We start from the raw sequence: 26265 nt of genomic DNA, 5'->3' as shown, positions 1-26265 counted from the left end.
ACCATGTTGCGGAAACCCTCACCTCGCCATCTCTAGCTAGCTAGAGTTGGGATGTGAATGTTCCCTTCCGCGTCACCGACGCCACCCTCGACGTGATCGAGGTACTCCTGACGGGGCAGCCGGATCTCTACGGCCTGAAGATCTCCAAAGAGATCGGCCGCCCGTCCGGCAGTGTCGTCCCCATCCTCATGCGTCTCGAAGACTGCGGCTGGGTCACCAGCAAGTGGGAGGATTCCGGCGCTGAGAGCCGGGGGCCGCGGCGCCGGTTCTATGAGCTGGACCCAAACTGCGTCTCCGGCGCACGCAGCCTGGTGGCCTCCCGCAGGCCGGCGACAATGCGGGGCTCCGGGATCGTCCGGCCAGGTTTTGCAGGGGGCTTCTGATGATGATCGCCATCTTCATGGCAGTTGTGCTGCCCCTTCTGCTGAGCGAGTTCTTCGAGTGGGGTCCTGCGTTAGCCCGACGCATCACCCTCTGGACGGCCCGGCGCCTCGGGGTCCCGGAGGCCATCGAGCGCTACTCCGAGGAGTGGCTGGCCGAGCTGGAAGAGATTCCAGGCAAGCTGAGCCCCCTCCTCTTCGCGCTAAGCCACCTAGCTCATCTGCCTCAGATCCGGCTGCAGTTGCGCCGCCGCCGCAGAAGTGAGGCGATCTCCCCGGTCGCGACACCGGCACCCAGCCCCCGACTGGCTCCCATCCCGCACCTCCTCATCCTGAACGGGACCGCCTGGAAGATGGCAGAGGCCCTGGCGAGCATGATGAGGGCAAGGCAGTGGATCCTCGAATGCGGCTTCTTCGTCGTTACGGAGGCGGCGCGACCTGACCTGAGTGAGGCGCTGCACCAACTGCGGAGTGCCATCCGCCACTCTTCGAGCGTCACGCCCAGTGACGATTCTGCGAACCGTGGCCCACGGCTAGAAGACCCCGCCTTCCGTGAGCGCCTGGTTCGCGCTCTGGCTGCCGACACGTTCTTCATCGTGGCCGAGGAAGACGAGTTCACTCTCCGCATCCTCGCAGACCTTCAGCTCACTGTTCCGATCATCATCGGAACGCAGGAACACGCGGTGGTCCACACATATCCGAATCACTACAAGATCCCTTGGGGGCTGGTGACTGGATCGGGTGTCCTGCAGTCAATCCTTGAGACCGACTGACCCGGGACCGGCATACGACTTTGTGGCCGCCCTCCCCACCCTCCCAGGCACTCGCTGACCCGAGCTCGTCGGTCAGTGGTCAATGCTCAACCACGTTCACAACACCGCCATGCACCCCTGCGGCGTCATCCTCAGCAACGACACCCTGCTGCAGCGCACCCCGGTCGTCCCCACCTCCCAGGAAGGCTTCCCCGCCACCCAGTTCGACAAGGAGGACGTCGAGATCGACGGCCTCGGCCTCCTGAAACTCGACGTCCTCGGCGTGCGCATGCAGTCCTCCATGGCCTACGCGGTGCGCGAGATCGAGCGCACCACCGGCCTCCGGATCGACCTCGACGACCGCCAGCAGGTCCGGTTGGACGACCCGAAGGCCTTCGAGCTCCTGCGCGAAGGCGAGAGCCTGGGCGTCTTCCAGCTGGAGAGCCCGGGCCAGCACGACCTCCTCGGCCGCCTCCAGCCCGAGACGTTCGCCGACCTCGTCGCCGAGATCAGCCTTTTCCGCCCCGGACCGGTCCAGGCCGACATGATCAAGCCGTTCCTCCTCGGCCGCCACGGCAAACGCCCCGTCACCTACCCCCACCCCGACCTCGAGCCCTGGCTGCGCTCCACCTACGGCGTGATCATCTTCAACGAGCAGGTCGCCGGCGTCTTCTCCGCGATGACCCGCACCGACCTGGCCATGGGCGAGGAGGCCCGCCGCGCCCTCGCCAAGCCCGAACGCCTCCCGGCCCTCCAGGCCTGGTACCGCGAGCGCGCCGGCCGGGCCGGCTTCGGCCCCGAGGTGGTCGACCGGGTGTGGAAGATGCTGGAGAACATGGGCGCCTACGGCTTCGCCCGCGCCCACGGCGTCGCCTTCGCCCTGCCCACCCTGCAGAGCGCCTGGCTCAAGGCCCACTACCCGGCCGCGTTCTACGCCGGCCTGCTGGAGCACGACCCCGGCATGTACCCCAAGCGGCTCGTCCTCGCCGACGCCCGCCGCCGCGGCGTCCCCATCCTGCCCCCGGACGTCCAACGTTCCGACGCCCACTACCGCACCGAGACCACCGACGACGGCCGCCTCGCGGTACGCGTCGCCCTCGCCGACGTCCACGGCATCACCGACGACCAGGCCCAGCGCACCGCCACCGGCCGCCTCCTACACGAGCGCGCCCAAGGCACCGATCCGCGCCGGGTCACCCCCGCCGGCCCCCCGGCCACCGTCGCCGTCACCCGCCGCTACGACACCGACGTCCTCAACCCCGACACCACCCGCCAGGGCCTACTCGCCCTCGCCACCGACCTCGGCGCACGCCTGCGCACCGCCGACCAGAGCGCCCGCCACCTCGAACTCACCGTCACCTACGCCGACCGCTCGACCACCACCCGCTCCCGAACCCTGCACGAACCCACCCACCACACCCCCGCCCTGCGCGACACCCTCTACGCCATCCACACCGCCCTCGGCCTCCAACGCGCCCGCATCCGCGCCCTGACCGTCCGCGCCGGCCACCTCACCCCCGCCACCCACGCCTACACCCAGCTCACCCTCGACCCCGCCACCGAAGACCAACGCCGCCTCGAACCCGTCCTCGACAAGGCCAACAACCGCTGGGGCACCGGCACACTGCGCCCCGCCGCGCTCGCCACCCCGCGCGCGGTCGCCCAGGCCCCGCCGCGCAGCACGCCGATCCGGTAGCAGCCGACGACCGCTCGTCCGGTCCCGATGTCAGCACCCGCGGCTAGGGTCAAGATCAACGGAAAGGACGTCAGAACACATGGACACCACTGCCGTCCCCGGACGGGCAGGCCGGGCGCCGGGGACCAACGCCGGGCCGGACCGGCCGACCACCCGACAGCGAGCCATCCTGGACTTCGTCGCCACCACGGTGAACCGTCGGGGATACCCGCCGAGCATGCGCGAGATCGGCCAGGCCGTCGGCCTGTCCAGCACCTCCTCGGTCGCGCACCAGATCCGCGTCCTGGAGAAGCGCGGACTGCTCACCCGCGACCCCAAGACCCCGCGGACCTACCGGCTGACCGGACACACCGACAGCCCCACCCTCCCTGAAGCCGTACCCGAGGACGGCGAGGTCGCGGTCCCCCTGCTCGGCAGCATCGCCGCCGGCCGGCCGATCCCGGCGGAGGAGGACTACCAGGACGTCTTCACCCTGCCCCTGCGCCTGACCGGCGCCAGCGAGTGCTTCCTGCTCCAAGTGCGCGGCGACTCGATGATCGAGGCGGCCATCTGCGACGGCGACTGGGTCAGCGTGCGCCGTCAGCCGGTCGCCGAGAACGGCGACATCGTGGCCGCGATGATCGACGGCGAGGCCACCGTCAAGCGGCTCAAGCGCGAGGACGGCCGGATCTGGTTGATGCCGCACAACCCCGCCTACGAGCCGATCAACGGCGACAATGCGACCATCCTGGGCAAGGTGGCGGCGGTCCTGCGCCGCCTCTGAACGGGTCCGCCCGCCGTACCCGGGCCGGAGTGCGGTCTTCCGGTTGCGTCCCTGCCCGTCGCTGCTGTGCCGCCGCCTGACCCGCCAACGGCGATCCCGGTCGTCACCACAGGTGCAGGAAGCTCCGGACGTCGTCGTAGCCGTCGATGGCCCGGCCGTCCACGTCGGTCGGGTCGGCCTCGGCCCGCCTCGCCAGCGACTGCACCAGCGCGAGGGCTTCATCACTGAGGCGCCCGAAGTGTCGAGCGGTCAACCGGGCGATACGGCGCGGTGTCACCGGCCAGGCCCCGGGGTCACCGGATCGCGCGAGACGCATCCCAGTCGCGTTCGAAGATCGCCAGGTGGAGCCCTATGGTGATCCAAATCGGCCTCGCTGGCACCCACGCCAGCGGCGTCTCCACCCTCGCCAAGCGTATCGAGATGGACGGCCGCCCCGTCCGCGCAACAAGAACGCCCCGCACCGAACGGTGCAGGGCGCCTTAGTTTCACCCGAACTGGGCTTGCCGATGGCCGCGAGGTACGTCCTGGAGCCCGTCGAGGCGCAAGGTGGCTGCCCTCAAGCGCGGTTCGACGATGACACCCCACCTGTCCTCGCCAGGCCCCAAAGTGGCAACCTGGCGCAATGTCACCGGTTGGTCCACGTCTTGAAGTAGACGTGACTGTCAGTACCAACGGCAAACAGGACCAGCGTGACCTGGTTCGCCTCTGGACCATCGAAGGCGATGGTCGCCGGACTGGTGATCGTCACGCCGAGGGGCGGCGGGCCGCCGAGATCCTCAGGAGACGACCAGGATTTGCCGTCGAACCATCTGTGGTCGATGCCGCTGTCAGTTCTGACCGTGAACAGGTCGAGTTGGTCAACCGCCGATGAGGCCACTGCAGGGCCGTGAATGAATTCATCCTGGCTTAGCTTCGGGCTCTCCCAATGCCAGTCGTGGCCACTTCTCCAATAGGCGTGCTCCACCATGCCGTTGAGGCCCAGCGCGAACACGTCGTTCCGCCCCGGACCAGTCGATATCGCCGAGGGTGCGGAGGTGAGCTGTGATTCGATCTGATCCCAGTCGTCCCACGTTGGCGCGCCACCCGGCTTAGTCTTGGCCGGCCGATGGTAGAGGCTACTGTCCGTTCCAACGGTGAAACACTCCAGCAGGCCAGCCCTCGACAGAGCACTCACCCCGTGTGTCCACACGCCGCCGAGCGACTGCCACCCGTGGGCGTCATTCTCATTCAGGCGCAGATAGCTATCCGTGCCGATAGCGAAGAAGTTGACGTTGCCGTCATGATCCAGGATCGCTCCGGGGGAGCGCGGTGAAACGACGGCGTTCTTTGGTGGCCCGACGTAGCCGCTAATGACCTGCCCCACCAGTGGCGGAGGGACGTTGCCAGGCGTAAACGGGTAAGGATTCACCGGCGTTGCGAACACATTGCCGCTGCTGTGAACCGTGAAGCAGGTGACGTTCACCGGATCGTCGAGGATCCGCGCAGCCGCGGGAGGGGATATCGTCTCGGCGATACCCACGTCATTCCACATGCTCCAGCCCATTGCAGCCTCCTCCTGACTGCCCAGGAACGAGAGATGCCGTCCGGAACCCAGTGCGCAGGCCCTAAGGGTCGCTTCGCACCGCAGCGGATTTGTTTGGCACAGGAAACCTTGCCGGGGCATGGTTGGGGCGAGCGCAAGTGGCCCGCTATTCGCCTACGCACTTCCGGTGTAGCACCGCGCGCCGCCTCTCACAACTGCGACTGGAAGCGGCAGCCTGGCGTCAGCCGGGCCCTGCTCAACCTGAATTCTTCCGAGGTGCCGGGTGTACAACTTCAGGGTGCTGGCCTTCACCAAGCTCATCGAGGCCAGGGCCCATGCCCGCGACAATAACGCCAAGGCCGCCTCGGCCGCGCTGGCCGCCTCCGAGAGCCTGCTCGACCAGGCCCGCGACGGCGCCGGGGAACCCGCCTGGATCGACTTCTATCACCACACCCGGCTGTCGGCGGATGCGGGCGAGGTCTTCCGCGACCTGAAGAACCCCAAGGCCGCCTTGGCCTGGAACGCTCAGGCCGCCGCAATGCCGACCGGCGTGTTGACCCGCTCCGTCGGCATGCGCCTGGCGATCGTCGGGACCGCCCACCTCCAGGCGAAGGACCTCGATCAGTGCCTGGAGCTCGGCAACCAGGCCGTCGACATCCTCGCCCGCGTCCAGTCCAGCCGGGCCAAGGACGACGTCCATGACGGTCTGGCCGACTGCGGGTAGACGGCTGCCGCACCGGCCCGGCGGCCCGCGGACCCGCCTCGGGCACCGGGACGGTGCGGCCCGTCCGGCCCTCCTGGTGACTCCAGGCCCCGTGCCCGGCCCCGGCCACGACACGAGAGGCCGGCCTCGCCGCCCTGTGTCGCGTCACCGTCCGATCGGGGGCACCACCCGGTCGCGTCGCCCGGCTGGGGCTGCGGACCGACCACCCTGGACGCCACGGGAGCGGGCACGATCGGAGGGAGCCGCGGGTGGTCGGCCGCGAGCGAGAGCACGTGGAGCAACTGCAACAGGCCCTCGCCGTCGTCGTCCCGCTGCGCCTTCGGCGGCCTCGCTGCGCCGCCGTCCCGGGAGACCGTCCCGGCCGGGCGGCTGGGTGGCCGTCAGGCTGTTTCGCTGCGCCCGGTCCTGGCGTGTTGGGAGGGTGGGGTGGTGAAGAGTGTGCGTGGTGTTGGCCCGGATCGTGTCTGTGTGCTGCCTGGTCGTCCGGGTTGGATCCGGGATGTGGCCTACCTCGGCGACGAGGTGCTGGGGATGCTGGCCTCGGTGACGGCGGCGAACGCGTACCGGGGCGACAACCGGTACCTGCTGCCCGCTGACACCTACCGGACGGCGGGTCTGGTCGTCGAGACCCTGGCCGGGGCGGTGCCCGGGGACGGCCGCGAGGGCCAGGCGGTCGTGTACACGTTGCCGGCCTGGAAGCTGGAAGCCCTGTGGGACGTGCTGCTGGTGCTGCGCCGCACGGCGGCCGGTGACCCGGACACGGACGTGGTGCGCGAGACCCTGGAAGTTGTCCTGGGCACCCACGTCTTCACCCCGGCCCGCACGGTGGAGCGGGTCGCCGCGGACCTGGAGAAGGTGGCGGCGGTGCTGATGCTCGACCTGCCGGCGGTCACGGTGGTGGCCACCGCCGTGGTCCTGGGCGAGGAGCGAGGCGAGGCCGTTGTGGACGCCTACCGCGAGATCACGGCCGCGTGGGCGGAGGCCGGAGTCCGGCACTGATCCGCCCCGGCGGTCTCGGGCCGCGGGCGGGGTTCGGGTGGTGGCTGCTGCCGGTGCTGGCGACCGCCAGGTGCCGGTGGTCCTGGCCGCCGTCCCGGAGCCGCGGTCCGGGGCGGCGGGACACCGAAGACGACGGGGAGTGAGGCTCGGCGACGGCACGCGGATGTTCCTGCCGCCGAGGCCCGGACAGGCCGCCCGTGGCGTCCGCCGGCTCCGGGACGCACAGCCTTGGGCCATCGCCGGCGGGCGCCGTCGTCCGTTCGTTCCCAGGGATGGGGCCGGGTCGAGGTGTTCTGATGGTGCCTGCGGTACCGGACCCGTATACCGCAGTCGGGTGACAGACTGTCAGCCATGAGTGATCAATCCGCCCGTCCGGCGCGGCGTGCGCTGGCCCAGGCCCAGCCGTTCTCCCACCCCGACGCCGCGGTCGACCAGCCGCTTGGCGAGCGGCTGCTGCCCGTGGAACGGTCCCCGTTCTCGGCCCCGCCCCAGGGCACACCTGACACGGGGCCCGGTCCGGTCCCGCCGCAGGGAGGCCGACGGCGCCTGGGCCCCGGTGGTCTCGCCGCCCGGCCCTCCGCCTGACGACCGTGAGGAACGACACGAAGGAGGCCGGGGCCGGCGGTGGGGCCCGGTGCGGGGCGTGCGGGGCGCCGATCCGCACCGGCGGCGCCGGACAGAGACCGGGTTACTGTCCCGGGCGGGCCTGCTCGTCCCGGGCCTACCGGAGCCGGGTGAAGGATCGGCAGGAGGCGGCGCTGGCCGCCGCCGGCGCGGTCCCGGCGCCGGAACCCCCGCAACCGTCGAGCCCCTCGGTGGGCCCGGACCCCTACCGCACCGCCGTCGTGGCGGCCGAGCGTCTGCGCGAGGCCCTCGCCCGCCACCGCCTCGCCTTTCCCTCCCTGCGCGGTTCCTTCCCCACTCCGGCCGACGGCCCGATCGTCGAGGCCGGCGGCGTGGCCGCCGATGTCGTCGAGCGGCTCGCCGAACTCCTGGAAGGCGTCGAGCCGCGGCAGGCCGACCGGTAGGGCCCCGTTGTCCCGATCCGGTGCTCCCCGCCCTCCTGCGCAGCGCCCCGTCCGTGCCGGACGGGTCGAGCACCTTCGTGCGCGGCACGGAATTGCGTGCCCCAGAGTGGGGCGGTGTGACCCCGACGGATAGTTTGCGAGTCCACGAGCCTGCGGATCTGGGGGTCCGGCTCGTAGGTTGCGAGCCGTTCCTAGCGCTACTTTGCGAGGTGGCGCCGGCGATGGTCACCATCAGTGACGCAGGGAAGGCAGTGGGGACACCAGGATCGTGATCCCTGCGGCGTTGCATAGGGTTGCCATGGATCTGGTGGTGAGCAAGGAAGGGCGCAACTACGTGGAACCGGGTGAACAGATCCGTTGGACGCGGTCGGGCGTCAGGCTGCGCCTGCTGTCTCAGGGCGAGGGCCAGTGGAATTGGTTGTTCGTTCCCGGTGGCCCCGGTCTGGGCTCCGAGTCCGTGGCGGGGCTGGCCCGTGCGGCCGAGGTCCCGGGCTCGCTCTGGCTGGTCGATCTGCCGGGGGACGGTTCCAACCGCGGTGTGCCGCAGGTGCCGGAACAGCCGTACGGACGGTGGCCGGGCGTGCTGGTCGAAGCGGCCCGTGAACTGGACGAAGTGGTCATGGTGGGCCACTCCACCGGCGGGATGTTCATGCTGTCCGTCCCAGAGCTGCAGGAGCAGCTCGCCGGGATGGCCCTGGTCAGCAGCGCCCCGCACGCCGGGTGGCGCCAGACGTTCGCCCAGTGGGCCGACGCCCACCCCCTCCCGGGCCTGGCCGAGGCAGCCGACGCGTACGGTCGAGACTCGAACGACGAGACGCTGCGCACCCTCACCCTCACCGCCGCGCAGTGGAACTTCACGACGACGGGCCTGGCTGCCGGCCGCGCCCTCCTGGAGGGCCTGCCCTACTGTCATGACGCGGTGGCCTGGGCAGATGCTCATTTCGACGAGACCTACCAGGCCCGGTGGAAACCGGACAGCAGCAGCCTGCCGACGCTCATCGTGAGCGGCTCCGAAGACCACGTCGCCGACCAGAGCCTGTGGAAGGACGACCCAGCCTTCGACCGGTCCCACGTGCTCCAGCACACGATCCACGGCGGAAGTCACTTCCCCTGGATCGAGAACCCGCAAGCGGTCCGTGCAGCCTTCGCCGACCTCACCACCTTGCTGCAGCGCCCTCCCGCCCTGCCCGAGTAGTTCCACCGCCCGCGTGCGAACGCGGCCGCGCTCGAAGCAAGCGAGGGGCCTCGTGAGACGACCGCCCAACCACTACTCAACGTGGCTCGACCGAGGTTCGTACCACCGCTCGCAAACTACAGCTCGGATTCGCAATCTATCGATCGGAGTCACAGGGCGGCCGGTTAGTCTTCTCGATCATGAACGAGGATTTCGACGCGCGAGGAAACAAGGTATCCGGCGAGAGCTCCGGAATCGACGCGCGAGGAAACAAGGAGCCGGATCATCGGCCGGATTTCGACGCGCGAGGAAATGATGCGGAGCCGAACGCACCGCGATGCCCCGGCTGCGGCACCCCGCTGCGCACCTCCGGCCCGGGTCGCCGTCCGGTCTACTGCGGCCGGGCCTGCTCCTCCAAGGCCTACCGGCGCCGGCGAACCGAGAGCCAGCAGGACGCCGTCGCCGACGCCCTCATTGCCTCGCGCGTCGAAACCCCGGACGACTTGCAGGGCGGTGCCCGCGAGCTGATGGACCTCGCCGCCGCCGTCCAGCGCAGCGCCGCCCGCTACCTGGAACGACTGGAACAGGCCCGCCGCGGCGAAGGCGACGACCCCCGCTGAAACCAGGCCCTGCGATCGCTGGAGACCGGCGTCACCGGAGCCACCCAGCGCCTGCTGCGCCAGGCCCACGTGCTGCGCTACGAGATGACGGCCGCCCGGCTGAAGGCCGGCTCCGCCACCGCCGAGACGGCCGTACCCACGCCCGCGGAATCGTCGCGCGTCGAAACAATGAACGCGGACCCGGCCGGCACGGAACCCCGGACCACCGCCGTCGTCGTGGAAGAACTGCGCCTGGCACTCGCCACCGAGCCAACCTCCGTCAACCCGCTGCTGCGCCGTCTGGGCGCGCCGACCGGAACGCGCACCGCCCAGGCGGCACGGTGCTGGCCGAGAGCTGGGACGCCGAACCGGCCGTGCTCGCGGTGCGCCGACCGGACCGACGTCTGCTGGGCTGGATCGAACGCCGGACCAACGACACCGGATGGCTCGCGTTCATCGACGGCCGGGCCGTCGTCGACGCCGCCGACCTCGTGCCCTGGGTGGCCCAGGACGCCGACCACGCCGTCACCATGCTCGTGGTGGCCGCCGACCAACGAGTCGCCTGACCCCGCTCCCTCGCCACGTACGCGAGGCCGCCCGCATACCGCCTGGCAGCACGTGGGCGGCCCGTTCCGGACCTGATGCGGGCCCGCTGCCGTGTTCAGCGCAGCGGAGCGTCGTTGAACCAGGTTATGGACGAGTTCGGGTTCGACCGGGTGGAGGTGCGCCCGGAGCTGGGCGCCGGCCCGCTCGGCTGCGCGGAGTGCGCGCGGACGCTGCTGCTGTTCCAGGTGCTGGCCGGACCGGGGCTGTCGGCGGCGCCGGGGGCGTGTTCGGCCTGCGGCACGCTCACGAGCGACGTCGCCGCCCTGGTCGACGTCCCCGCGATGGCCGGCCTGCCCCCGCTCGGAGGCCCGGACCGGCCCACCGGGCGTCACCGCCGCCGGTGACAGCCGGCCCGGCCGGGCGGTTGCCGTACAGGGGCCCCGGGGTTGTCCCGGGCGGGGGCCGTACCCGGGCACCGAGAGGCGCACCGAAAGGAGGGTCACGCCCGCACGGCCCACTTCCGTTTCCCAAGGTCGGACCCGTCGGGCAAGCCGATCGGGACGGACGACACCTCTTCCCACGCGACAGCCATGGAGAGGTACTCCGCCCACCCTCCGGCTCTGACGGGTCGGCAGGCCCCGCCCTAGCACGGATCCGAGCCCGGTAGTGCTGCCGAACGCAGGAAGCGGCTGGCGGCCGCGGCTCTAGCCTCCGGTCCAGGAACGTGAGAACCGAACCCCTGGGGAGAGCCGCTGTGCCGTCCGTCCGCAACCTCAACGCGTGCACCGAACCCGCCGCCTTCAAGACCATCCGGCGCCGCGACGGCGGCTTCGAGGCGTACGGCTGCCGCGCCCACCGGCGCAAGGTCGCCTACCTGGCCGGAGCCCACAGCCGCGGCGGCCTGATCCCGACCACCGAAGCACACCCGTGCGGCACCGTCCTCGACCACCGGCCCTTCGACCTGATCATGCGGGCGCACCACCGCACCTGGCTGCCCGACCTCGAACCAGTCGACGAAGCCGGGACGCAGACCTGGGTGCACCGACTCCGCAGCGCCCACGACCACCGCTACGCCGTGCTGGCCGAGCACTACCCGCACACGCTCGACCACCTCGACCTCGCACTCGCCCTGGCCGAGTCGCTCGCGGACCCGGACGAGCGCGACGACGGCCTCGAAGCACGGGTCCTGGCCGCCGTGGCCGCGGCCGAGACCGCCTACCGGCAGGCCGTCATGCCGATGACCACCCCCGACCAGCCCTGGAAACGCCCGTAGGCCGTCCACAGGCCCGCCGGCGGACGGGACCCAGGCGCGGAAAGAGCGGTGACATCCCTGGTCAGCACGCCTACAGTGGTGCGCCCGATCACCGAATGCTGGGAGGACGTCATGACCGCACGCGCGCGCAGGGACTCGGTGTGGGGCATCAGCACAGCCGACACGATCTGGGGCACCGCCGACTCTTCCTGGGGCATGCACGACACCCGGATCCCCGGCCGGATCTGAAGCACCGACCTCCCGGCCTGGCGCTCCCGACCGGCCGGACTACCCACACCTTGCCGACCTGGCGCGGCCCGGGCGCAGCGGTCAGCGGCCGGACCCTCGGGCTTTTGAACAGGCGTCGGCTGCGGCCTGCGAGGAAGGCTGACGTCGGTACGGCGGCGGCCCGGAGCCACCGGTCGGAAGGCAATCACCTGGGGACATGCGCGTCCGGCCGGGTCACAGGCCACCGGCCCCTTAGCGTGAGCCAGGAGCGGTCCAGGCGGGCCGTCGTCGGGATCCTGACCCAGGGAGGCAGCTGCCCATGACCGTCTCAATCCCCGAGCTCACGGGGGACTACGTCCTCGACCCTGCCCACACCCGGATCGGGTTCGTCGCACGCCACGCCATGGTCACCAAAGTGCGCGGCGCCTTCCACCAGTTCGAGGGCACCGCGCACCTGGACGGCGCCGACCCGGCCAAGTCCGCCGGCCAGGTGGTGATCAAGACCGAGAGCATCGACACGGGTGTCGAGCAGCGCGACCAGCACCTGCGCACCAACGACTTCCTGGACGCGCCGAACTTCCCCGAGATCACCTTCCGCACGACCAGGGTCGAGGCGGCCTCCGACACCGACTACCGGGTCACCGGCGACCTCACCGTCAAGGACACCACCCGCCCGGTCACCATCGACTTCGAGTACACCGGCAACGCCGTCGACCCCTACGGAAACCTGCGGGTCGGCCTGGAAGGCTCGGTGACCATCTCCCGCAAGGAGTTCGGCGTCACCTGGAACGCGGCGCTTGAAGGTGGCGGCGTTCTGGTCGGCGACAAGGTCGTTCTGGAATTCGACATCTCCGCGATCAAGCAGAGCTGAGGACTTCCCGCCAGTTGGCGCACTCGGTGAGGCCGGCAGGTCGAGTTCCTGTTTTGCGACGCCTGGCTCCTGGATCCGCCGTTTGGCCCGGCGGGCGGCCGCGCGGCGAGTGCGCAACCGGGCCACGGCCGGCTGTGGAAGCGTGTTGTGGCCCGGCACCTCCGCGCCCCGGTCGTGGGAACGGCCCCGAGAGCGATCGCCCCGGCGTCCCCGCCGTTCTCCGGCGGGGCCTGCACGGGGTCGTCGCGGGTCAGGACGCGGCCCGCGGCCGCGCGGTGCTTTCGAGGGCCTGCTGCAGCTGGTCGCGGCTCATGGTGGAGCGGTGGGGGATGTCGAGGTCGGCGGCGCGCTGGTAGAGCTCGGCCTTGGTGAGCTGGGACAGCTGCCGCTTGCCGGCGGCGCTCGCCCGCTTCGCCGCGGTCTTCTTCCCCGTGATGGCCTTGGCGGAGGTGCTCTTCGTGCCCGCCGCCGGCTTCGGGGACCGGCGGGCCCGGGCGGGCGGCTTCTTCTCCGTCTCGCCAGCGCTCTCGCCCTTGCGGGCGCCTTCGAGGCTGCGGCGCAGGGCGTCCATGAGGTCGACGACGTTGGTGGCCTGCGGTGCGGGTCCGGTGGAGACGGCGATCTCGCGGCCGGCGAGCTTGTCCTGGACGAGCTTCTTGACCTGCTCCTCGTAGGTGTCGTGCCACTGGCCGGGGTCCCAGTCGACGGCGAGCATGCCGATCAGCTGCTCGGCGGTCTCGACCTCCTTCGGGGACAGCTTCACCTTCTCCGGCAGGTCGCCGACCTCCGTGCGGGGGTCGCGGACCTCGTCGGCGAAGTGCATGGTGTGCAGTTCGAGGAGCCCGTTCTCGGAGCGCACCGCCGTCAGGTACTCCTTGCCGCGCATCGCGAACATCGCCAGCCCGGCCTTGCCCGCGTGGGCCAGGGCCTCGACCAGGAGGGCGTAGATCTTCTTTCTCTGGGGCTAAGACGCGTGGCGGGCGAAGCGGTGCAGGTCAGCAGCGGTAAACGAGAGGCTAGCGAATGCCACAGCTGTGGTGCTATCGCTCGGGAGGGTGAAGGTTGGGCGGGGTCCGGGCTGGTCCCGGTCTCGGGGGTGGCCGTCGCGGTTCTGCGGCACCGCCTGTCCTCGCGGAGCCGAAGTGATTGCGATCGCTTGTACCTATGTCAGGGTGTAGTGCCGCGCAATGAGGTTCACCAGAACGATCGTCCACGCGATGCCGAGGCCGACGACGGCCGAGGTCGACCCCGGTCGCAGGTGGCCGTCGTGGGTCTCCTTCGTCGCGTGGGTGGTGAGGGCGTTGCTGAGAAGGACGAGTCCGAGCGCTCCGCTCACTCCGACCATGGCGGTGAATACGACCACCGCGAGGCCGTTGGTTGACGAATCACCCTGGCCGGGGGTGACCAGTGCCGATATAGCGGTCATGGTGACACCGAGCAGGAGAAATACGACTCCGCCGGCCACGAGACCCGAGTAGGGGAACCAGAATCCCGGTTTACGACTGGTGACTACGGCGGTGGCGCCGGTGTGGGCGAGGGCGCGCTGGGCGGCGACGGCCGTGTCCTTGTCGACGTTGCGAAGCACGATGCGTTTCCGGGCCTTGGTGTCGTCGTAGCCAGCGATCTTCCCGGCTTCCTTGGAGGGTAGGCCGGACAGCTCGCTGATGGCCGTGGCGACCGCGCTGCGGTTGTCGCCGATCTGGGTGAGGACGACGTAGTGGTTGGTGTGCTCGGGCTGCGGCGCGGGGCGGCTGGGTGTCTTGGGTGTCGGAGGTGTGGCGGGCGGATTCGGGGGAGCAGGCTGCGCGGCGGGTGTCGTCATGGCGAGTGCCTGGGCCACGGTGGGGCGGGCGTTCGCTTCTTTGTGCAGCAACGCGGTGATGAGGGGCGTCAGGTAGCCGGCGTGGGTGGGTGGCGGGGGCTCGAATGCGGCGACGGCGCGCAGTGTGCTGGTGAGGGTTTCGCGCTGGAAGGGGGAGCCCCCGCCTTGGGTGGCCTGGTAGAGGGTGACGCCGAGGGAGAACAGGTCGCTGGCCTCGTTGCCTTGCTGGCCGTCGGCGCGTTCGGGGGCGATGTAGGCCATCGATCCGATGATGCTGCCGTCTTGGGTGAGTTTGGTGTCGGCGTTGTTGATCGCGATGCCGAAGTCGGTGAGCAGGATGCCGCCGTCGGCGGCGAGCATGATGTTGGCGGGCTTCACATCCCGGTGGATGATCCCCGCGTCGTGGGCCGCTCCCAGTGCGGCGAGCACGGCCCTGGCGACCTCTGCGGCTTCCCCGACGGGCAGGCGTCCTCGGGTGAGGCGCTCCTCCAGGGTCGTGCCGTTGACCAGTCGCATCACGGTCCAGGGGACCCCATTCTCGACGACGACGTCATAGACGGCGACGATGTTGGGATGGTTTCTCAGCCTGGCGCCGTGGCGGGACTCGCGCTCGGCCCGCAGGAGGAGTTCCTGCCAGTAGTCGTCGGGTATGCCGGGGGGACGGAAGATCTCCTTGACAGCGACATCGACGTCCAACTGCTGGTCGTGGGCTTTCCAGACCCGTCCCATCCCACCTGCGCCGAGGGGGGAAAGTAGCTGGTAGCGGCTCCCTATCAAGCGCTTTGGTGCGGCCCCCGAGTTCAATGCGGTTCCCCCTGTGCTCAATTGACATGGCGTCACCCAATGAATCGGAGTGTAACGGGGATACCGAGAGCAGCCGAGGGCGCATGCGGCCTTGGCTTTCCTACGCGCTGCGGTGCTGGGCCGGTCAGCGCTTCCCGCTTCTTCACACCAGGGTGCCCTGTTCGGCTCACACGCTCCTCGTCGGCTTGGAATGCGCCGCATAGTGGGAGGTGAGGGGGCTGCCCGAGCGCGGAGGTGGTCGTCGATGGCCAGGCCGATCTGGACGGGGATGCTGTCGTTCGGGCTGGTCACCGTGCCGGTGGCGCTGTATTCGGCGACCGAGTCGCACGGCGTGTCGTTTCGGCAGATTCAGCGCGGCACCGCCGACCGGGTGCGCAACAAGCGGGTGAACGAGCGCACGGGTGAGGAGGTGGCGTTCGGCGACATCGTGAAGGGCTTCGAGCTGGCCGAGGGCGAGTACGTGATCGTGGAGCCGGAGGAGCTGGAGAGGATCTCGCCGGGGCGGTCGAAGACGCTGGAGATCAAGGGCTTCGTGGAGCTGGAGAAGATCGACCCGATCTTCTTCGACACCACCTACTACCTGGGTCCGCGTGGTGCCGAGTACGGGCGGGTGTACGGGCTGCTGCACCGCGCGTTGGCCCGCTCCGGGAAGGCGGGGCTTGCGTTGTTCGCGATGCGCGGCAAGGAGTACCTGACTGCGGTGCACGCCGAAGAGGAACTGCTTGTGGCGCAGACGATGCGCTTCGCGGACGAGATCCGCGACCCTAAGCGAGAGGTGGACAACCTGCCCGGCGCTGATGTCCAGGTCTCGAAGAAGGAGCTGTCGACGGCCCAGCAGCTGATCGACATGCGTGCCCTGGACTGGGATCCGGATCAGTGGCACGACACCTATGCCGAGCAGGTTCGCGAGCTGGTGCAGGCCAAGGCGGAGGGGCGGGAGATCGCGGTATCCGAGGGTCCGGCGGAGGCGACGAACGTGGTGGACCTGATGGCGGTGCTGGAGCGCAGCCTGGCCGCCGCCGGCCAGAGCACGCTGGCCGAGGAGCCGCAGCCACGGGACGAGCCGTCGGGCGCGGAGCGAAAGGGCACCGGCGGTGGCTCACACCGGCGGGCCCCGAAGGCGAGCGGCGCCAAGAAGAGCATCTCCGCCCCGGCCGGCTCGGAGGCGAAAGCCCACAAGAGCACTCGCGCGAAGCGGGAGGACCTGGGTGCGCTGTCCAAGGCTGAGCTGTACAAGCGCGCGACGGCGTTGGACATCCCGCACCGCTCGGCGATGTCCAAGGAGGCCCGGGCACCGGGCCGGCGGACCGCACGCGGCCACCTCCACCACCACGGCCTCTGAGCCGGCGGTCAGCCGTTCCACTTCAACATCGACTCCGGGGAACAGAACATCTTCGATCGAGCGGAGAGCCACACGCAGGTCATCCCGCAGGGAAACGATCCTGCATGCATGCCGCTGACCTGGGATTTCACGGAACTCCGGTCAGAGCCAATTTCGCGGATCCTCATCACCACGGGTCGATCTCCCCCAGCGCCCGCCGCCGCTTCGGGGTTCGCGCCTGCGGCGGGCGGTTGGTCTTCTCGCGTCCGGCGGTGCCGGCCGCGGCCTGCGGGGCCAGCCGTCGACCAGCCGCGCCGGGTTCCACGTAGACACCACCGCAGGTACCACCGGGCACACCACCGCAGGCAGCACCGCAGGTACCCCGCCATCTTCGCGCACTGCCGAGCGTTTCCGCAGATCAGATCCGGGTTCAGGCGCGGTGGAAAATCAGACAACCCCCTCTGCCTGTCCCTCTGCCCTGGTTGCCGGTGGTGTGGTGGTGCGGTTTGGGTGACGGTCCTGGACGGCGGGGCTTCGGCCCTGCCGGGGGCTGCTGGGTTTGGTGCGCCCGGCGGTGCCGGCCGCGTCGTCCAGGGCCGCCGCCCGCCACCGGGCCGCCAATGACCGGCAACGCCCGCGCCGTCTTGTGGCGCGTTGTCCCTCGGCCGCCCCGGTCGGGTCCTGCCGCGTATGGCCGCACGGCCGTACGGGCAAAGAGGTCTGAGGCCTGGCGTGCGGTCCGTGACTGAGTCAGAGTGGCCATCGGCGTTTGGCGCAGCAACGCTGGGGACGAAGGGGTGGGTACGTGGACGCGGAGATTGGCCACGTGATCGACGGGCGCTACCGGCTGCTTCGTCGGCTGGGATCTGGTGGCTTTGGACAGGTCTGGGCCGCTGAGGACCGGGTGCTCGGAGTGCAGGTGGCACTCAAGGAGGTACGCCTCACCGGTGCATTGCCGGAGGAAAGGGCTGAACTCCTTGCCCGCGCCGCCAGAGAGGCCCGTCATGCCGCCAAGCTGCGCCATCACCCCAACATCGTCGCGGTTCACGACGTCGTCGACGTGAGCGGTGTGCCCTGGATCGTCATGCGGCTGGCGGACGGGCACTCCCTCGCCGACGAGCTCACGAGGACCGGCCCGCTTCCAGAGTCCAAGCTGCTCGCCGTGGCCAGGGCGCTGCTGCAGGCCCTCGCAGCCGCCCACGAGGTGAGCATCATCCACAGGGACATCAAACCTGCCAACGTGATGCTTACGGTTCATGGAGAGGTCTTGCTCACCGACTTCGGCATAGCCGTGGGTCCGGCCGACACCCGGCTGACACCGGCTAACCTGATCATCGGAACGCCCGGGTACACCGCCCCGGAACGGTGGCAGGGAGCACCGCCCAGCAGCGCCTCGGACCTGTATTCGTTAGGCGTGACACTCTACGAGGCCGCCGAAGGAGAACTTCCCTATCCACGGGAAAACCCCGTGGCGGCTCTCAGCCAGCAACCTCGGTCCCCCCAGCGGGCTGGCTGTCTCACGCCCCTTCTATCGCTCCTCCTGCAACTGGACCCTGCCGCACGTCCGACCGCTGCCGAGGCCCTTGCCGATATCAACAAGCTTCCTGACAGGAGAACCGGGCCGCCGGAACAGCACGACCAAACCGGCCACGCCCATGGTGCGGCGAGGGTCTCCCTTGAACGGAAGGAGATCGTTGGGCAGATCATGGGGCACTACGCTAGGTGGTCGGCTTTTTCCGGACTTGCTGTCGGTGCCCTGAGCCTTTTCTACGTGGGCAATGGGCCCATATTTTTTGGCATCCAGACAGGTGACGCTGGAAGCAATCGCGGCCTGGCCTGGATGCTCATTTTCGTCACGGTCAGTATCATCGGACTGCTTATTGGTCTGAATGATGGAATGCGTGAAATTGCCGATGAGATAGTCATCAACCGTGACGGATTCTCGGTGACCCGCCACGATTTGGGGAAGAAAGCGACCTTCACGATCAAGTGGACCGCCGTCGAGCGGATTTCCGTGACCGGACCGCCCTCCATGCCCCCGCATTGGGACAAAAAGACAGAAGTCCGCGTGTGGTTCCGTGAATCCAGCCAGCCGACAGCGAACTGGCTGGCCAAGCATCGCATCAAGCAGCATCCCGACGGCAGCTACAAGGTATACGACATTCACCACCAGCCCCATATTCCACCCGAGCGGCTAATCCAGCCGCTCCACAGGTTTGCGAATGCGCTGTACGAAGACCCTGACCAAGCGCCCGACCCGGGAACCACGTGAGCAGACGCCCTACCACCGAGAGCCGACCGAGAACGCGCCCGACTCCGACGCCCCGCAGCCCGCGCAGCGGCCCGCCGAACAGGCCACGGACGCCATCGCTGCGCCATGTCCGCGAAGTGCATGGTGTGCAGTTCGAGGAGCCCGTTCTCGGAGCGCACCGCCGTGAGGTACTCCTTGCCGCGCATCGCGAACATCGCCACCCCGGCCTTGTCGGCGTGGGCCAGGGCCTCGACCAGGCCGCCCACCGGCGGGTCCTCCGCCGAATCCGGGGCCGCCATGGTCGTGCGGACGGTGCCCGGCAGGTCGCTGAAGAAGGGTCGGCGTCGGCCCGCCCTGGTGCCCGCCGCAGGTGAGACCAGTGGGTGGAGTACCCCCACAGGGGTACTCCACCCACCACCGAGACCCGCGCCCGGGCCCGGTCGTTGGACAGCGCGTGACGGACGACGCCGAGGACCGCAGGGGCACGCCGGTGCCGATGATGTGGGCGCTCGTCGTGCGCCAGGCCCCGGTGGAGGGGCAGCCGTCGCTTGCCGAGGCGGTCGCCGAGTTCGCCCCCGAGCGCCACGCGGTGTTCACTGCCGACGCGCTCGACAGCGGCCTCGTCCTCGCCACCGGCAACGAGCCCCCGCCCACCACCGCCGCCGTTCCTCGTACACCACCGCCGACTCACCAGGCTGCTCCTGATCGGCGGGCGCAGGGTCTGGGAGCCCGAGTCGCCCACCGAGGTCCCCGCAAGGTGGCTCGCCGCGGCCCGGGCCCGCGGCACCGTCGTGCTGAGCGTCGTACCGCCCGGCACCTGGCCGCGGGCCTGGCCGACCTTCCGCCCGCGGTGCGCGCCGACGTCTTCCAGACCGCGCTCGACGAGGCCTGCGCCGCGGGGCTGGTCCTGCGCGGGACCGCCCGGCTCACCGAAGAGGGACCCGATGTCCGGTCGCGGTGAAGGCCGGGCAGCCCCTTGAGGCCCGAACCCCCTCGGGCGGGCGGTGCCCTACCGTCGCGTGCCCATCGAGAACACGATGGGTGTCTGCCGATTCAGGGGAACGGCGAACAGGGGCGGAGGGGCAGTGCGCAATCCTGACTCGATCAGATACAGGTGCACCGCGTGCGGCAAGACGACATAGCCCGAGCCGGACGGCGGGAGCGGGAGGGCGTCCATGTCCGCGCCAGCTGTCGGTGCCCGTACTGCCCCCAGTCCACCGCCTCTTGCAGCTTTCCGGCCAAGGAGGTGTTCGCGATGACGCTGACCTGTGCAGGAACATAGCGGACATGTCCGTGACGTAGGAAGCGACACCGCGTAGAGCCACCCGATCGAGTTCGGGGAAGGCGCAGCCGTTCGTTGGCAGTTGGGCTCCAGCAGCGCCGGAGCAGTGGTTACAGTGGTCGCTATCAGCGGGAGGACTTGGCGGGGGGTGGCATGTTGGACGCGCGGATTGCCATTACTGGTGGGGATCCCGAGGACCTGTCCTCGTTATACGAGTGGCTGGTCAGCGAGGACGAGCTGCGAGGCATGGTCCGGGTCAGCCGGCGGCCGATCGGCCAGACCGAGCTGGGTTCGGCCGTCGACCTGCTGACGGTGGCTTTGGGTGCCGGGGGAGCGGGCTCGGTACTGAGCTCGGCGCTCGTCACCTGGCTGAAGGCCCGTCGCACGTCGGCGAAGATCACCGTCGAGGCCGAAGGGCGGTCGGTCACACTGGAGATCGACACGCTCCGCGACGTCTCGGCGCTCCTGGAGCAGGTCCTGGGAGCGGACGACCGCCATGGCACAGACCGCGATGCCTAAGGTTGGTCCGCCGGCCGGGTCGCACGCGCTGCTGATCGGTGTCCCGGACTACGAGCACCCGGAGTTTCCGCCGGTCCCAGCCGCGCGAACCAGCCTGCTGGCCATGGGCGATCTCCTGCGTGACGGTGCGCTGTGCGGCTGGGAAGACCATCAGGTCACCGTGATCGACAATGCCTCATCGGCGGACGAGCTCGCCATTCGGGTCGCTGACGTCGCCGAGAAGGCCACCGGCATCCTGCTCCTGTACTACGTCGGCCACGGAATGCTCTCGCCGTCCGGTGAGCTGTGCCTGGTGATGCCCGGTACGCGACCGGACCGTCCGACGATCACCGGTCTGGTGTGGGCCCACCTGGCCGAGGCCCTGCGACTGAGCCCCGCGAAGGCGCGGATCACGATCCTGGACTGCTGCTTCGCGGGCCGAGCCATCGAAGCTCTCGCCGCCGACGGGCAGGCACTGGCCGACCTCGCGGACATCCAGGGCGTCTACGCGCTGACTGCGACCACGCGCAACCGCACCGCGCACGTCCCGCCGCTGGACGAGCAGGGTACCCGGCCCACCTCGTTCACCGGGCAGCTGTGCGAACTCGTTCGCTCCGGCATTCCCGGCAAGCCCGATCAACTGACCCTCAACGACATCTACCCCGTGCTGCGCGCCAGACTGCAGGCCAGGGGCCTGCCCGTTCCGAATCAGCGCGGTACGGACACCGCCGGGCAAGTCGTCTTCGCGCGTAACGCGGCACCCGCGCCAGCCCGCGCTGAACCAGCGTTCGAGGGCAGGGGGTCGGCTCAGTCGGCCGCCGCGCCGGGATCCGGGCGCAGGCCCCGTCCCCCGCAGCGTCGCGGCGGGATTCGGCGGCGAGCGTTCATTGCGGGCGCTCTTGTGTGCGCCGGTGCGGGTACGGCGACTGGGATCGCACTGTGGTCCCGTGGCGAGGATCCGTTCGGCACCCGAAGGATCACCAGCGCTGACACCGAGGATGTGGCGTTCAGCCCGGACGGCCGCACGCTCGTGACCCTTGAAGACTATGGGCAGGTCAGGGACGTGGCCACGGGCAAGACCGTCGCTAGGCTTCCCAACGATCAGGGCCCGCCGAGGTTCCTGGCGTTCAGCCCCGATGGCAAGACCTTCGCCACCAGCTCGGGCGATTCCATCAAGGTGCGGGACGCAGCCACCGCGGTCGCCATCGCCACTCTCCCTGCTGCCTTGGACCACGACGTCGTGCCTGTGGCATTCAGTCCCGACGGCAAAGTACTGGCTTGCGGCGGCGCGTACTCGGGCTCCACCGACGACTCCGCCGGCACTGGGGCTATGAAGGACGGCTTCCGTCTGCTGGACATATCCACCGGCCGCGTCCTTGCGACCTCCGCGGAACACGACGTACGCGCCGTGGCCTTTAGCCCGGACGGGAGGACGGTCGCGTGCACCAACGACGCTGGGTGTCGGCTGTGGGATGTTGCGAGCCAGCGTTGGGGTCCCGCCGTCAGAGGTGACTTCATGCGTGCGGTGCTGTTCACCCCAGACGGTCGGCTCGTTACCGGGGACCGGGGCGGGGTACGGCTGTGGGACGCGGCCACGCTGCGTGTCACGGCGACGTTGCCCCCCGCAGGCACAGGCGACACCTACGCCGTGGCGCTCACCCGGGATGGCAGGACGCTCGCGGTCGGCGGGGTGGGCGGCGTACAGGTGTGGGACCTGGCCACCGGCCGCTCCGTCGCCACCTTGACCAGCAACACGACGCAGTCCCTGGCGTGGAGCCCCGACGGCGGGACCCTTGTCGGCGCCACCTCCAAGCAGAGTGTGAAGATCACTTCCGAAGGCTACCCGCACGACAGCGGATGCGTGCTGTGGCAGCTCCCCTCACGGCTCCTGCCCACTGTCTCCGGGACGCCCCGCTGAGCCGGACGCGCGGGCCCGCAAGTGGTGGCCGGGGAGGTAGGTCCGGCGTTGCAAAGTCGCGGTGATCAGGTGGCTGGCCTGGTCAGGTGATGTTCAGGAGGTTCAGTGGGCAATCCGGGCGGGACAACCCGCCTGGTCAAGGGGCCGGGCAAAGGGGTGGGCCAGACGTTGGTCAAGGGGGTGGCGTGCATCGTCGGGCGCACCCGTGCACGCCCGCCCGGGTGCCGAGGCCGGCCACTGCTGCACCCCGGCCTCGCTTCTGACCGGAGGCTGCCTTGTCGACCGCCACCACCCCGCCCGCGCCCGGCCGTCCAGGCCCACTGGACGGGCCAGAACGCCCCCGTAGCGGCCCCGCACGGCTACCCTGGACCCGTCGGCCCCTATGGTGATTCCGCCCCGCGAACAGGCCGTCAAAGCCCCGACCACCACCCGCCCGGCCATTTGGCTGTTTTCGCAGGTCAGGGGCGCCAAACCGTGCCACAGTGGCACACTTTCAGCGGGCAACCGGCCCGGCCCCCGACCGCGGGAGCCATGTGCCACAGCCAGAAGGCCGCCACCCGCAGGTGACGGCCTTCCAGTGCTTTCTCAGGGCCTCGGCAGCCTACCGCCGGGCGACGACACCAACCCGACCGGGACGGGCCGCTACGCCCACTCCACGCCGTGCTCGGCGAGCTGCGCGAGCTGTCCCGGCGTCAGCTTGTCCCGGCGAGCCTTCTGGTTGTTGAGCCAGGTGCCCAGCGCGAAGTGCGACACCACCACCTGCTCCTCGCCACCGGGGCCGGCCTCCACGGCCTCCACCGGCTCCTTGTGCGGGCGGGGCACCCGGGAGTGCCGCTCGCGCTCGACGAACTGGGCGAGCGCGGCGAGGCCCTGGGCGAACCGGTCGGTGCGGGACAGCTTCGGCTTCGCCTCGGCCGCGGCCTTGGCAGCCATCAGCTCCTGGTCGGCCTCGATGCCGATCGCCGTCAGCAGGTCCCGCTGGTCCTCCTCCAGGCCGGGCCAGCCGGCCCGCTGCGCCTGCACCCAGCGGCCGAGCTGCTCGCCTTCGTAGACGGTGTCCATAGGCAGCCGGGTCCAGTCGACCAGGCCGTCGGTGTCCAGCCACCACAGCCGGGCGGTCGCGTAGGCGCGCTGCCAGGTGACCGGCCAGGCCGGGCACCAGAAGGGGTCGATCTCCTCCAGCGCCCGCCGCCGCTCCGGTGCCAGCACCCCCTGCTCGCCCGCCGGCACCTGCGCCGCGGCCCGCAGCTCCGACAACCAGGTGCCGATCGCGTACCCGCCGACCGAGGCCCGTGCCGGCGCCGCCAACGACCCACCGTGGCCCTTTGCCCACACCCGCGCCCAGTCCAACCCGGCCTCGAACCGCGCATCGCTCACGGACCAGATCATCCCGAGCGCGTCCAGCATCTCCACCCGGTATGACGCCAGCTCACCATTCGCATTCTCACCGCGCCGGTCCGACAGCCACTTTCCGAGAGGGTAATTCCCGTTCTCCCCGACAAGTGCCGAATAGGGAACGTCAAGCCCGCCGGTCTCCTCGAACCAGCGCCGCGCATGCCCGATCCCCTCACGCCACAACTGCGTCTCGCCGACCAGGACCCGGGACGCGATGAACAGGGCGAGCACGTTCTCGTCCACCGGCGTCTGGAACCGCACCGGCAGCGTGAACGCCCCCGACCCGCCACCCCCACCAACCATGCTCTCACCAGGACCAACAGCCGCCTCGGCGCTGCGCCCCTTGGTCCGCTTGCCGGACTTCTGCGGCACCGCGAGGGCCTCGACCACCTTGGCGTCGTGGCTGCGCAGCGCGGTCAGAATCTTGACCAGGGGACCGTAGGAATCCGACTCCAGAATGTCCCCGGGCTCCTCTCCGGGCTTGAGGAAAACCGGCACGATCAGGCTGGCCGTCTTTCCTTCGCCCGGCTGCATGCGCAGGGCCCGGCCGATAGCCTGGACGATATCCACCATGCTGCCCCGGCCCTGGAGAAGCACCGAATCTGCATTCGGCATGTCGACGCCCTCGCCCAGGACTTTGCAGTTGCTGAAAATCCGGTACCTGAGACCGTCGTCCTCCTCGCCCTTTCCGAAGTCACCGATCAGCTCCTTCCGATAGTCGACATCGTGCTCACCGGAAAGCCACTGCGCCCAGACCTCGGGCGGGTATTTCTGCAGGTTCTCGAAGTGCAGCTTCTCGACCGTCTGATTCAGCGTCTCCGAGAAATACCGCACCTCGATCGTGCGGCTGTGGAACGTGATGCACCGCCGGAGGTCGCGCTCCACCACGGTCTTGAGCAGCCCGGCCTGGATCGCGGCGATCCGCGCGGCCGGCACCTCGTCCTCGCTGCCGTCCTCCGCCTCGCCGACACCGGGCCCCCACGGCACGCCCTGTGCCTCGGCCGCGGCCCGGTCGCCGAGCGGATCCCGCAGCTCCAGGACCACGATCTCGAACGGGGCGAGCAACTTCCTGTCGATGGCCTCCGCCAGGCCCAGGGAGTAGACGTGCGGGCCGTAGATCCGCTGGTCGTCCATCGACACCGCCAGCTCCTCCGGCAGCGGCTGCAAGGCGCCCTCGCGGCCCTTCACGGGGCGCTTGGGCGGCGCCCAGATCCGCGGAGTCGCCGTCATGTAGAGCCGGCGCTCCGCCGGGATCGCGGCCTGGTCGTGCACCACCGTCCAGGTCTTCTCGACACTGCCGGAGGACCGGTGCGCCTCGTCACAGACCATCAGGCCCAGCGGGGGCAGCAGCTCGCCCTGGCGCTCGGCCCAGTACTCGTAGGCGTCGGCGACCGCGCCCACGGACGTGTAGGTGGCGAACAGGGTGGTCGGCCGGCGGTGCTTCGCGGCGTTCGCCAGCCACATGCCGATCATCAGCGGACTGGTGCTCGCCATCACCCCGAACGGCAGCTCCGAGTCGACCAGCGAGCAGATGGCGTGCATGTCCCCGGAGCGCCCGGCCGCCCGCCAGGCGCCGACCATCTGCACCAGCAGGTCCAGCGTGGGCACGACCACCAGCACCGTCCCGCGCGGGACGAGCTTCTGGCCGGCCGCAGCACCGACGTAGCTCTTGCCGGAGCCGGTGGCCATCTGCACCGTCACCCGCAGCCCGTTCGGAGCCGGGTGCCCCGGACGGGGCGTCAGGCCCCGCACGATGGCCTCCAGCGCCTCCTCCTGGTGCCCGCGCAGCGAGATGCCGGCGGCTGCCTGAGCGGCCTTCAAGCCAGGCTTTACGACATTCACGAAGACGTGTCTCCCCTCACCCATTCCCGGACCCACACCAGGGACCACGCGGGAAATGCTGACAGTGCCCTACTGATACATTCGACGGACGGCCCGAGAATCGAGGTGACCGGATATAGCGCGCGACAGAAGCGACTATCCGGCAGGATATCAGTCCCCGGCCGCGAATTCCGGTGAACGCCCGAAAAGCACGGGTCAGGACCCCACTTCCGGCGGGATCACCTGACGTCCGAAGACTGATACACTGGAGACCGTTGCTCACCCACCGAGGGTAGCGCACCCCGACCCACCGTGAGGCCGAAACAGTGGTCTAGACCGCGGACTAGACCAATCTGACGGGAGTGAAGCCGACCCGCACGCGCCCCCTGCGCCCGCCCCTTCCCCTAGTCAGCCTGTCGTAAGTCCAGCCAAAATCCCAGTTCAACGCCATAATGGAGCCTCAGCCGCTGGAGGGAGTGGAGCGAAGCGGAGTGACCGACTGGCCCGAGCGAAGCCGGGCCGGCCTGACCGAAGGTCAGGCAACGGACGCGCGGAGCGGGTCCGCCGGCCGTCCGAAGGACGGCCGCGAAACGGAGGCCCGAAGGGCTGTGACATATAC

At 69.8% G+C, this 26265-nt stretch carries 25 protein-coding genes; 19 read left to right on the top strand and 6 right to left on the bottom strand.

All coding sequences use genetic code 11. The features are described from left to right. Positions 1 to 53 precede the first annotated feature (53 nt). The 4 genes from ACFVU9_RS11305 (at position 54) to lexA (ending at position 3591) form a co-directional block, all read left to right on the top strand. A complete protein-coding gene (locus ACFVU9_RS11305; protein ID WP_387592216.1) occupies positions 54 to 383 on the top strand; it encodes a PadR family transcriptional regulator in 330 nt (109 codons plus the stop codon). After that, on the top strand, positions 383 to 1153 hold the full coding sequence (locus ACFVU9_RS11300) for a hypothetical protein (protein WP_387592213.1): 771 nt from the start codon (positions 383 to 385) through the stop codon (positions 1151 to 1153). Before ACFVU9_RS11305 ends, ACFVU9_RS11300 begins: the two co-directional genes overlap by 1 nt. Positions 1154 to 1235: 82 nt before the next feature. Next, positions 1236 to 2828, top strand: coding sequence for a hypothetical protein (locus ACFVU9_RS11295; protein WP_387592212.1), 1593 nt, complete (start codon positions 1236 to 1238; stop codon positions 2826 to 2828). Positions 2829 to 2907: 79 nt separating this feature from the next. After that, entirely contained in the window at positions 2908 to 3591 is a 684-nt protein-coding gene (gene lexA, locus ACFVU9_RS11290) for a transcriptional repressor LexA (protein WP_387592209.1), read from the top strand. A gap of 103 nt (positions 3592 to 3694) precedes the next feature. Here lexA and ACFVU9_RS11285 read toward each other — a convergent pair whose 3' ends face one another. Both ACFVU9_RS11285 and ACFVU9_RS11280 read right to left on the bottom strand, forming a co-directional pair. Further along, positions 3695 to 3844: a hypothetical protein gene (locus ACFVU9_RS11285; RefSeq protein WP_387592206.1), complete on the bottom strand. Its 150-nt coding sequence runs from the start codon at positions 3842 to 3844 to the stop codon at positions 3695 to 3697. A 372-nt stretch (positions 3845 to 4216) separates the two neighbouring features. Beyond that, a complete protein-coding gene (locus ACFVU9_RS11280; protein ID WP_387592203.1) occupies positions 4217 to 5134 on the bottom strand; it encodes a hypothetical protein in 918 nt (305 codons plus the stop codon). Positions 5135 to 5396: 262 nt separating this feature from the next. On the opposite strand from ACFVU9_RS11280, the gene ACFVU9_RS11275 reads away from it, so the two are divergent. The 10 genes from ACFVU9_RS11275 (at position 5397) to ACFVU9_RS11230 (ending at position 12534) form a co-directional block, all read left to right on the top strand. Continuing rightward, on the top strand, positions 5397 to 5837 hold the full coding sequence (locus ACFVU9_RS11275; RefSeq protein ID WP_387592200.1) for a hypothetical protein: 441 nt from the start codon (positions 5397 to 5399) through the stop codon (positions 5835 to 5837). 501 nt (positions 5838 to 6338) lie between these two features. After that, positions 6339 to 6836: a hypothetical protein gene (locus tag ACFVU9_RS11270; protein ID WP_387592197.1), complete on the top strand. Its 498-nt coding sequence runs from the start codon at positions 6339 to 6341 to the stop codon at positions 6834 to 6836. A 351-nt stretch (positions 6837 to 7187) separates the two neighbouring features. Then, a complete protein-coding gene (locus ACFVU9_RS11265; RefSeq protein WP_387592194.1) occupies positions 7188 to 7421 on the top strand; it encodes a hypothetical protein in 234 nt (77 codons plus the stop codon). A 149-nt stretch (positions 7422 to 7570) separates the two neighbouring features. Continuing rightward, positions 7571 to 7864 (top strand): hypothetical protein, encoded by a 294-nt coding sequence (locus ACFVU9_RS11260; RefSeq protein WP_387592192.1) that lies wholly within the window; start codon positions 7571 to 7573, stop codon positions 7862 to 7864. Between the two features lie 298 nt (positions 7865 to 8162). Continuing rightward, on the top strand, positions 8163 to 9059 hold the full coding sequence (locus ACFVU9_RS11255; protein ID WP_387592189.1) for an alpha/beta fold hydrolase: 897 nt from the start codon (positions 8163 to 8165) through the stop codon (positions 9057 to 9059). A 179-nt stretch (positions 9060 to 9238) separates the two neighbouring features. After that, complete coding sequence (locus ACFVU9_RS11250) at positions 9239 to 9658, top strand: hypothetical protein (protein ID WP_387592187.1); 420 nt, start codon at positions 9239 to 9241, stop codon at positions 9656 to 9658. Positions 9659 to 9978: 320 nt separating this feature from the next. Continuing rightward, on the top strand, positions 9979 to 10203 hold the full coding sequence (locus ACFVU9_RS11245; protein WP_387592184.1) for a hypothetical protein: 225 nt from the start codon (positions 9979 to 9981) through the stop codon (positions 10201 to 10203). A gap of 114 nt (positions 10204 to 10317) precedes the next feature. Then, positions 10318 to 10587: a hypothetical protein gene (locus ACFVU9_RS11240; RefSeq protein WP_387592181.1), complete on the top strand. Its 270-nt coding sequence runs from the start codon at positions 10318 to 10320 to the stop codon at positions 10585 to 10587. 320 nt (positions 10588 to 10907) lie between these two features. Beyond that, a complete protein-coding gene (locus ACFVU9_RS11235; RefSeq protein WP_387592178.1) occupies positions 10908 to 11456 on the top strand; it encodes a hypothetical protein in 549 nt (182 codons plus the stop codon). 526 nt (positions 11457 to 11982) lie between these two features. Next, entirely contained in the window at positions 11983 to 12534 is a 552-nt protein-coding gene (locus ACFVU9_RS11230) for a YceI family protein (protein ID WP_387592175.1), read from the top strand. 250 nt (positions 12535 to 12784) lie between these two features. Here the strand turns inward: ACFVU9_RS11230 and ACFVU9_RS11225 are convergent, their stop codons facing one another. Together ACFVU9_RS11225 and ACFVU9_RS11220 are read right to left on the bottom strand one after the other, a co-directional pair. Continuing rightward, a complete protein-coding gene (locus ACFVU9_RS11225; protein ID WP_387592422.1) occupies positions 12785 to 13483 on the bottom strand; it encodes a Ku protein in 699 nt (232 codons plus the stop codon). A 213-nt stretch (positions 13484 to 13696) separates the two neighbouring features. Beyond that, positions 13697 to 15361 carry a protein kinase gene (locus ACFVU9_RS11220; protein ID WP_387592173.1) on the bottom strand — a complete coding sequence of 555 codons (1665 nt, stop codon included), beginning with the start codon at positions 15359 to 15361 and terminating at the stop codon, positions 13697 to 13699. Positions 15362 to 15404: 43 nt separating this feature from the next. On the opposite strand from ACFVU9_RS11220, the gene ACFVU9_RS11215 reads away from it, so the two are divergent. Next, the gene (locus ACFVU9_RS11215; protein WP_387592170.1) at positions 15405 to 16502 is read left to right on the top strand and encodes a Ku protein; all 1098 of its coding nucleotides are present in this window, start codon (positions 15405 to 15407) and stop codon (positions 16500 to 16502) included. A 166-nt stretch (positions 16503 to 16668) separates the two neighbouring features. Here ACFVU9_RS11215 and ACFVU9_RS11210 read toward each other — a convergent pair whose 3' ends face one another. Beyond that, the gene (locus ACFVU9_RS11210) at positions 16669 to 16806 is read right to left on the bottom strand and encodes a hypothetical protein (protein ID WP_387592167.1); all 138 of its coding nucleotides are present in this window, start codon (positions 16804 to 16806) and stop codon (positions 16669 to 16671) included. A gap of 480 nt (positions 16807 to 17286) precedes the next feature. Here ACFVU9_RS11210 and ACFVU9_RS11205 point away from each other — a divergent pair, with 480 nt between their 5' ends. The 4 genes from ACFVU9_RS11205 (at position 17287) to ACFVU9_RS11190 (ending at position 22430) form a co-directional block, all read left to right on the top strand. After that, positions 17287 to 18753 (top strand): serine/threonine-protein kinase, encoded by a 1467-nt coding sequence (locus tag ACFVU9_RS11205; protein WP_387592164.1) that lies wholly within the window; start codon positions 17287 to 17289, stop codon positions 18751 to 18753. A 433-nt stretch (positions 18754 to 19186) separates the two neighbouring features. Beyond that, positions 19187 to 19693: a hypothetical protein gene (locus tag ACFVU9_RS11200; protein WP_387592161.1), complete on the top strand. Its 507-nt coding sequence runs from the start codon at positions 19187 to 19189 to the stop codon at positions 19691 to 19693. A gap of 474 nt (positions 19694 to 20167) precedes the next feature. After that, positions 20168 to 20533, top strand: coding sequence for a hypothetical protein (locus ACFVU9_RS11195; RefSeq protein WP_387592158.1), 366 nt, complete (start codon positions 20168 to 20170; stop codon positions 20531 to 20533). Next, a complete protein-coding gene (locus ACFVU9_RS11190) occupies positions 20511 to 22430 on the top strand; it encodes a caspase family protein (protein WP_387592155.1) in 1920 nt (639 codons plus the stop codon). Before ACFVU9_RS11195 ends, ACFVU9_RS11190 begins: the two co-directional genes overlap by 23 nt. A 642-nt stretch (positions 22431 to 23072) precedes the next feature. On the opposite strand, the gene ACFVU9_RS11185 is transcribed toward ACFVU9_RS11190, so the two are convergent. Next, complete coding sequence (locus tag ACFVU9_RS11185) at positions 23073 to 25715, bottom strand: Helicase associated domain protein (RefSeq protein ID WP_387592152.1); 2643 nt, start codon at positions 25713 to 25715, stop codon at positions 23073 to 23075. Between the last annotated feature and the right edge of the window lie 550 nt (positions 25716 to 26265).

Source organism: Kitasatospora sp. NPDC057936 (assembly GCF_042887525.1).
In the GTDB taxonomy this organism is placed as follows: Bacteria; Actinomycetota; Actinomycetes; order Streptomycetales; family Streptomycetaceae; genus Kitasatospora.
The sequence above is the reverse complement of the archived record's forward strand: the minus strand, read 5'-3'. Positions and strand labels throughout refer to the sequence as shown.

Excerpts from the sequence above, each read along its gene's own strand:
- ACFVU9_RS11300 (WP_387592213.1), top strand. The coding sequence starts at position 383 with ATGATGATCGCCATCTTCATGGCAGTTGTGCTGCCCCTTCTGCTGAGC.
- ACFVU9_RS11295 (WP_387592212.1), top strand. The coding sequence starts at position 1,236 with ATGCTCAACCACGTTCACAACACCGCCATGCACCCCTGCGGCGTCATC.
- lexA (WP_387592209.1), top strand. The coding sequence starts at position 2,908 with ATGGACACCACTGCCGTCCCCGGACGGGCAGGCCGGGCGCCGGGGACC.
- ACFVU9_RS11280 (WP_387592203.1), bottom strand. The coding sequence starts at position 5,134 with ATGGGCTGGAGCATGTGGAATGACGTGGGTATCGCCGAGACGATATCC.
- ACFVU9_RS11265 (WP_387592194.1), top strand. The coding sequence starts at position 7,188 with ATGAGTGATCAATCCGCCCGTCCGGCGCGGCGTGCGCTGGCCCAGGCC.
- ACFVU9_RS11255 (WP_387592189.1), top strand. The coding sequence starts at position 8,163 with ATGGATCTGGTGGTGAGCAAGGAAGGGCGCAACTACGTGGAACCGGGT.
- ACFVU9_RS11250 (WP_387592187.1), top strand. The coding sequence starts at position 9,239 with ATGAACGAGGATTTCGACGCGCGAGGAAACAAGGTATCCGGCGAGAGC.
- ACFVU9_RS11230 (WP_387592175.1), top strand. The coding sequence starts at position 11,983 with ATGACCGTCTCAATCCCCGAGCTCACGGGGGACTACGTCCTCGACCCT.
- ACFVU9_RS11220 (WP_387592173.1), bottom strand. The coding sequence starts at position 15,361 with ATGCGGCGCATTCCAAGCCGACGAGGAGCGTGTGAGCCGAACAGGGCA.
- ACFVU9_RS11215 (WP_387592170.1), top strand. The coding sequence starts at position 15,405 with ATGGCCAGGCCGATCTGGACGGGGATGCTGTCGTTCGGGCTGGTCACC.
- ACFVU9_RS11195 (WP_387592158.1), top strand. The coding sequence starts at position 20,168 with ATGTTGGACGCGCGGATTGCCATTACTGGTGGGGATCCCGAGGACCTG.
- ACFVU9_RS11190 (WP_387592155.1), top strand. The coding sequence starts at position 20,511 with ATGGCACAGACCGCGATGCCTAAGGTTGGTCCGCCGGCCGGGTCGCAC.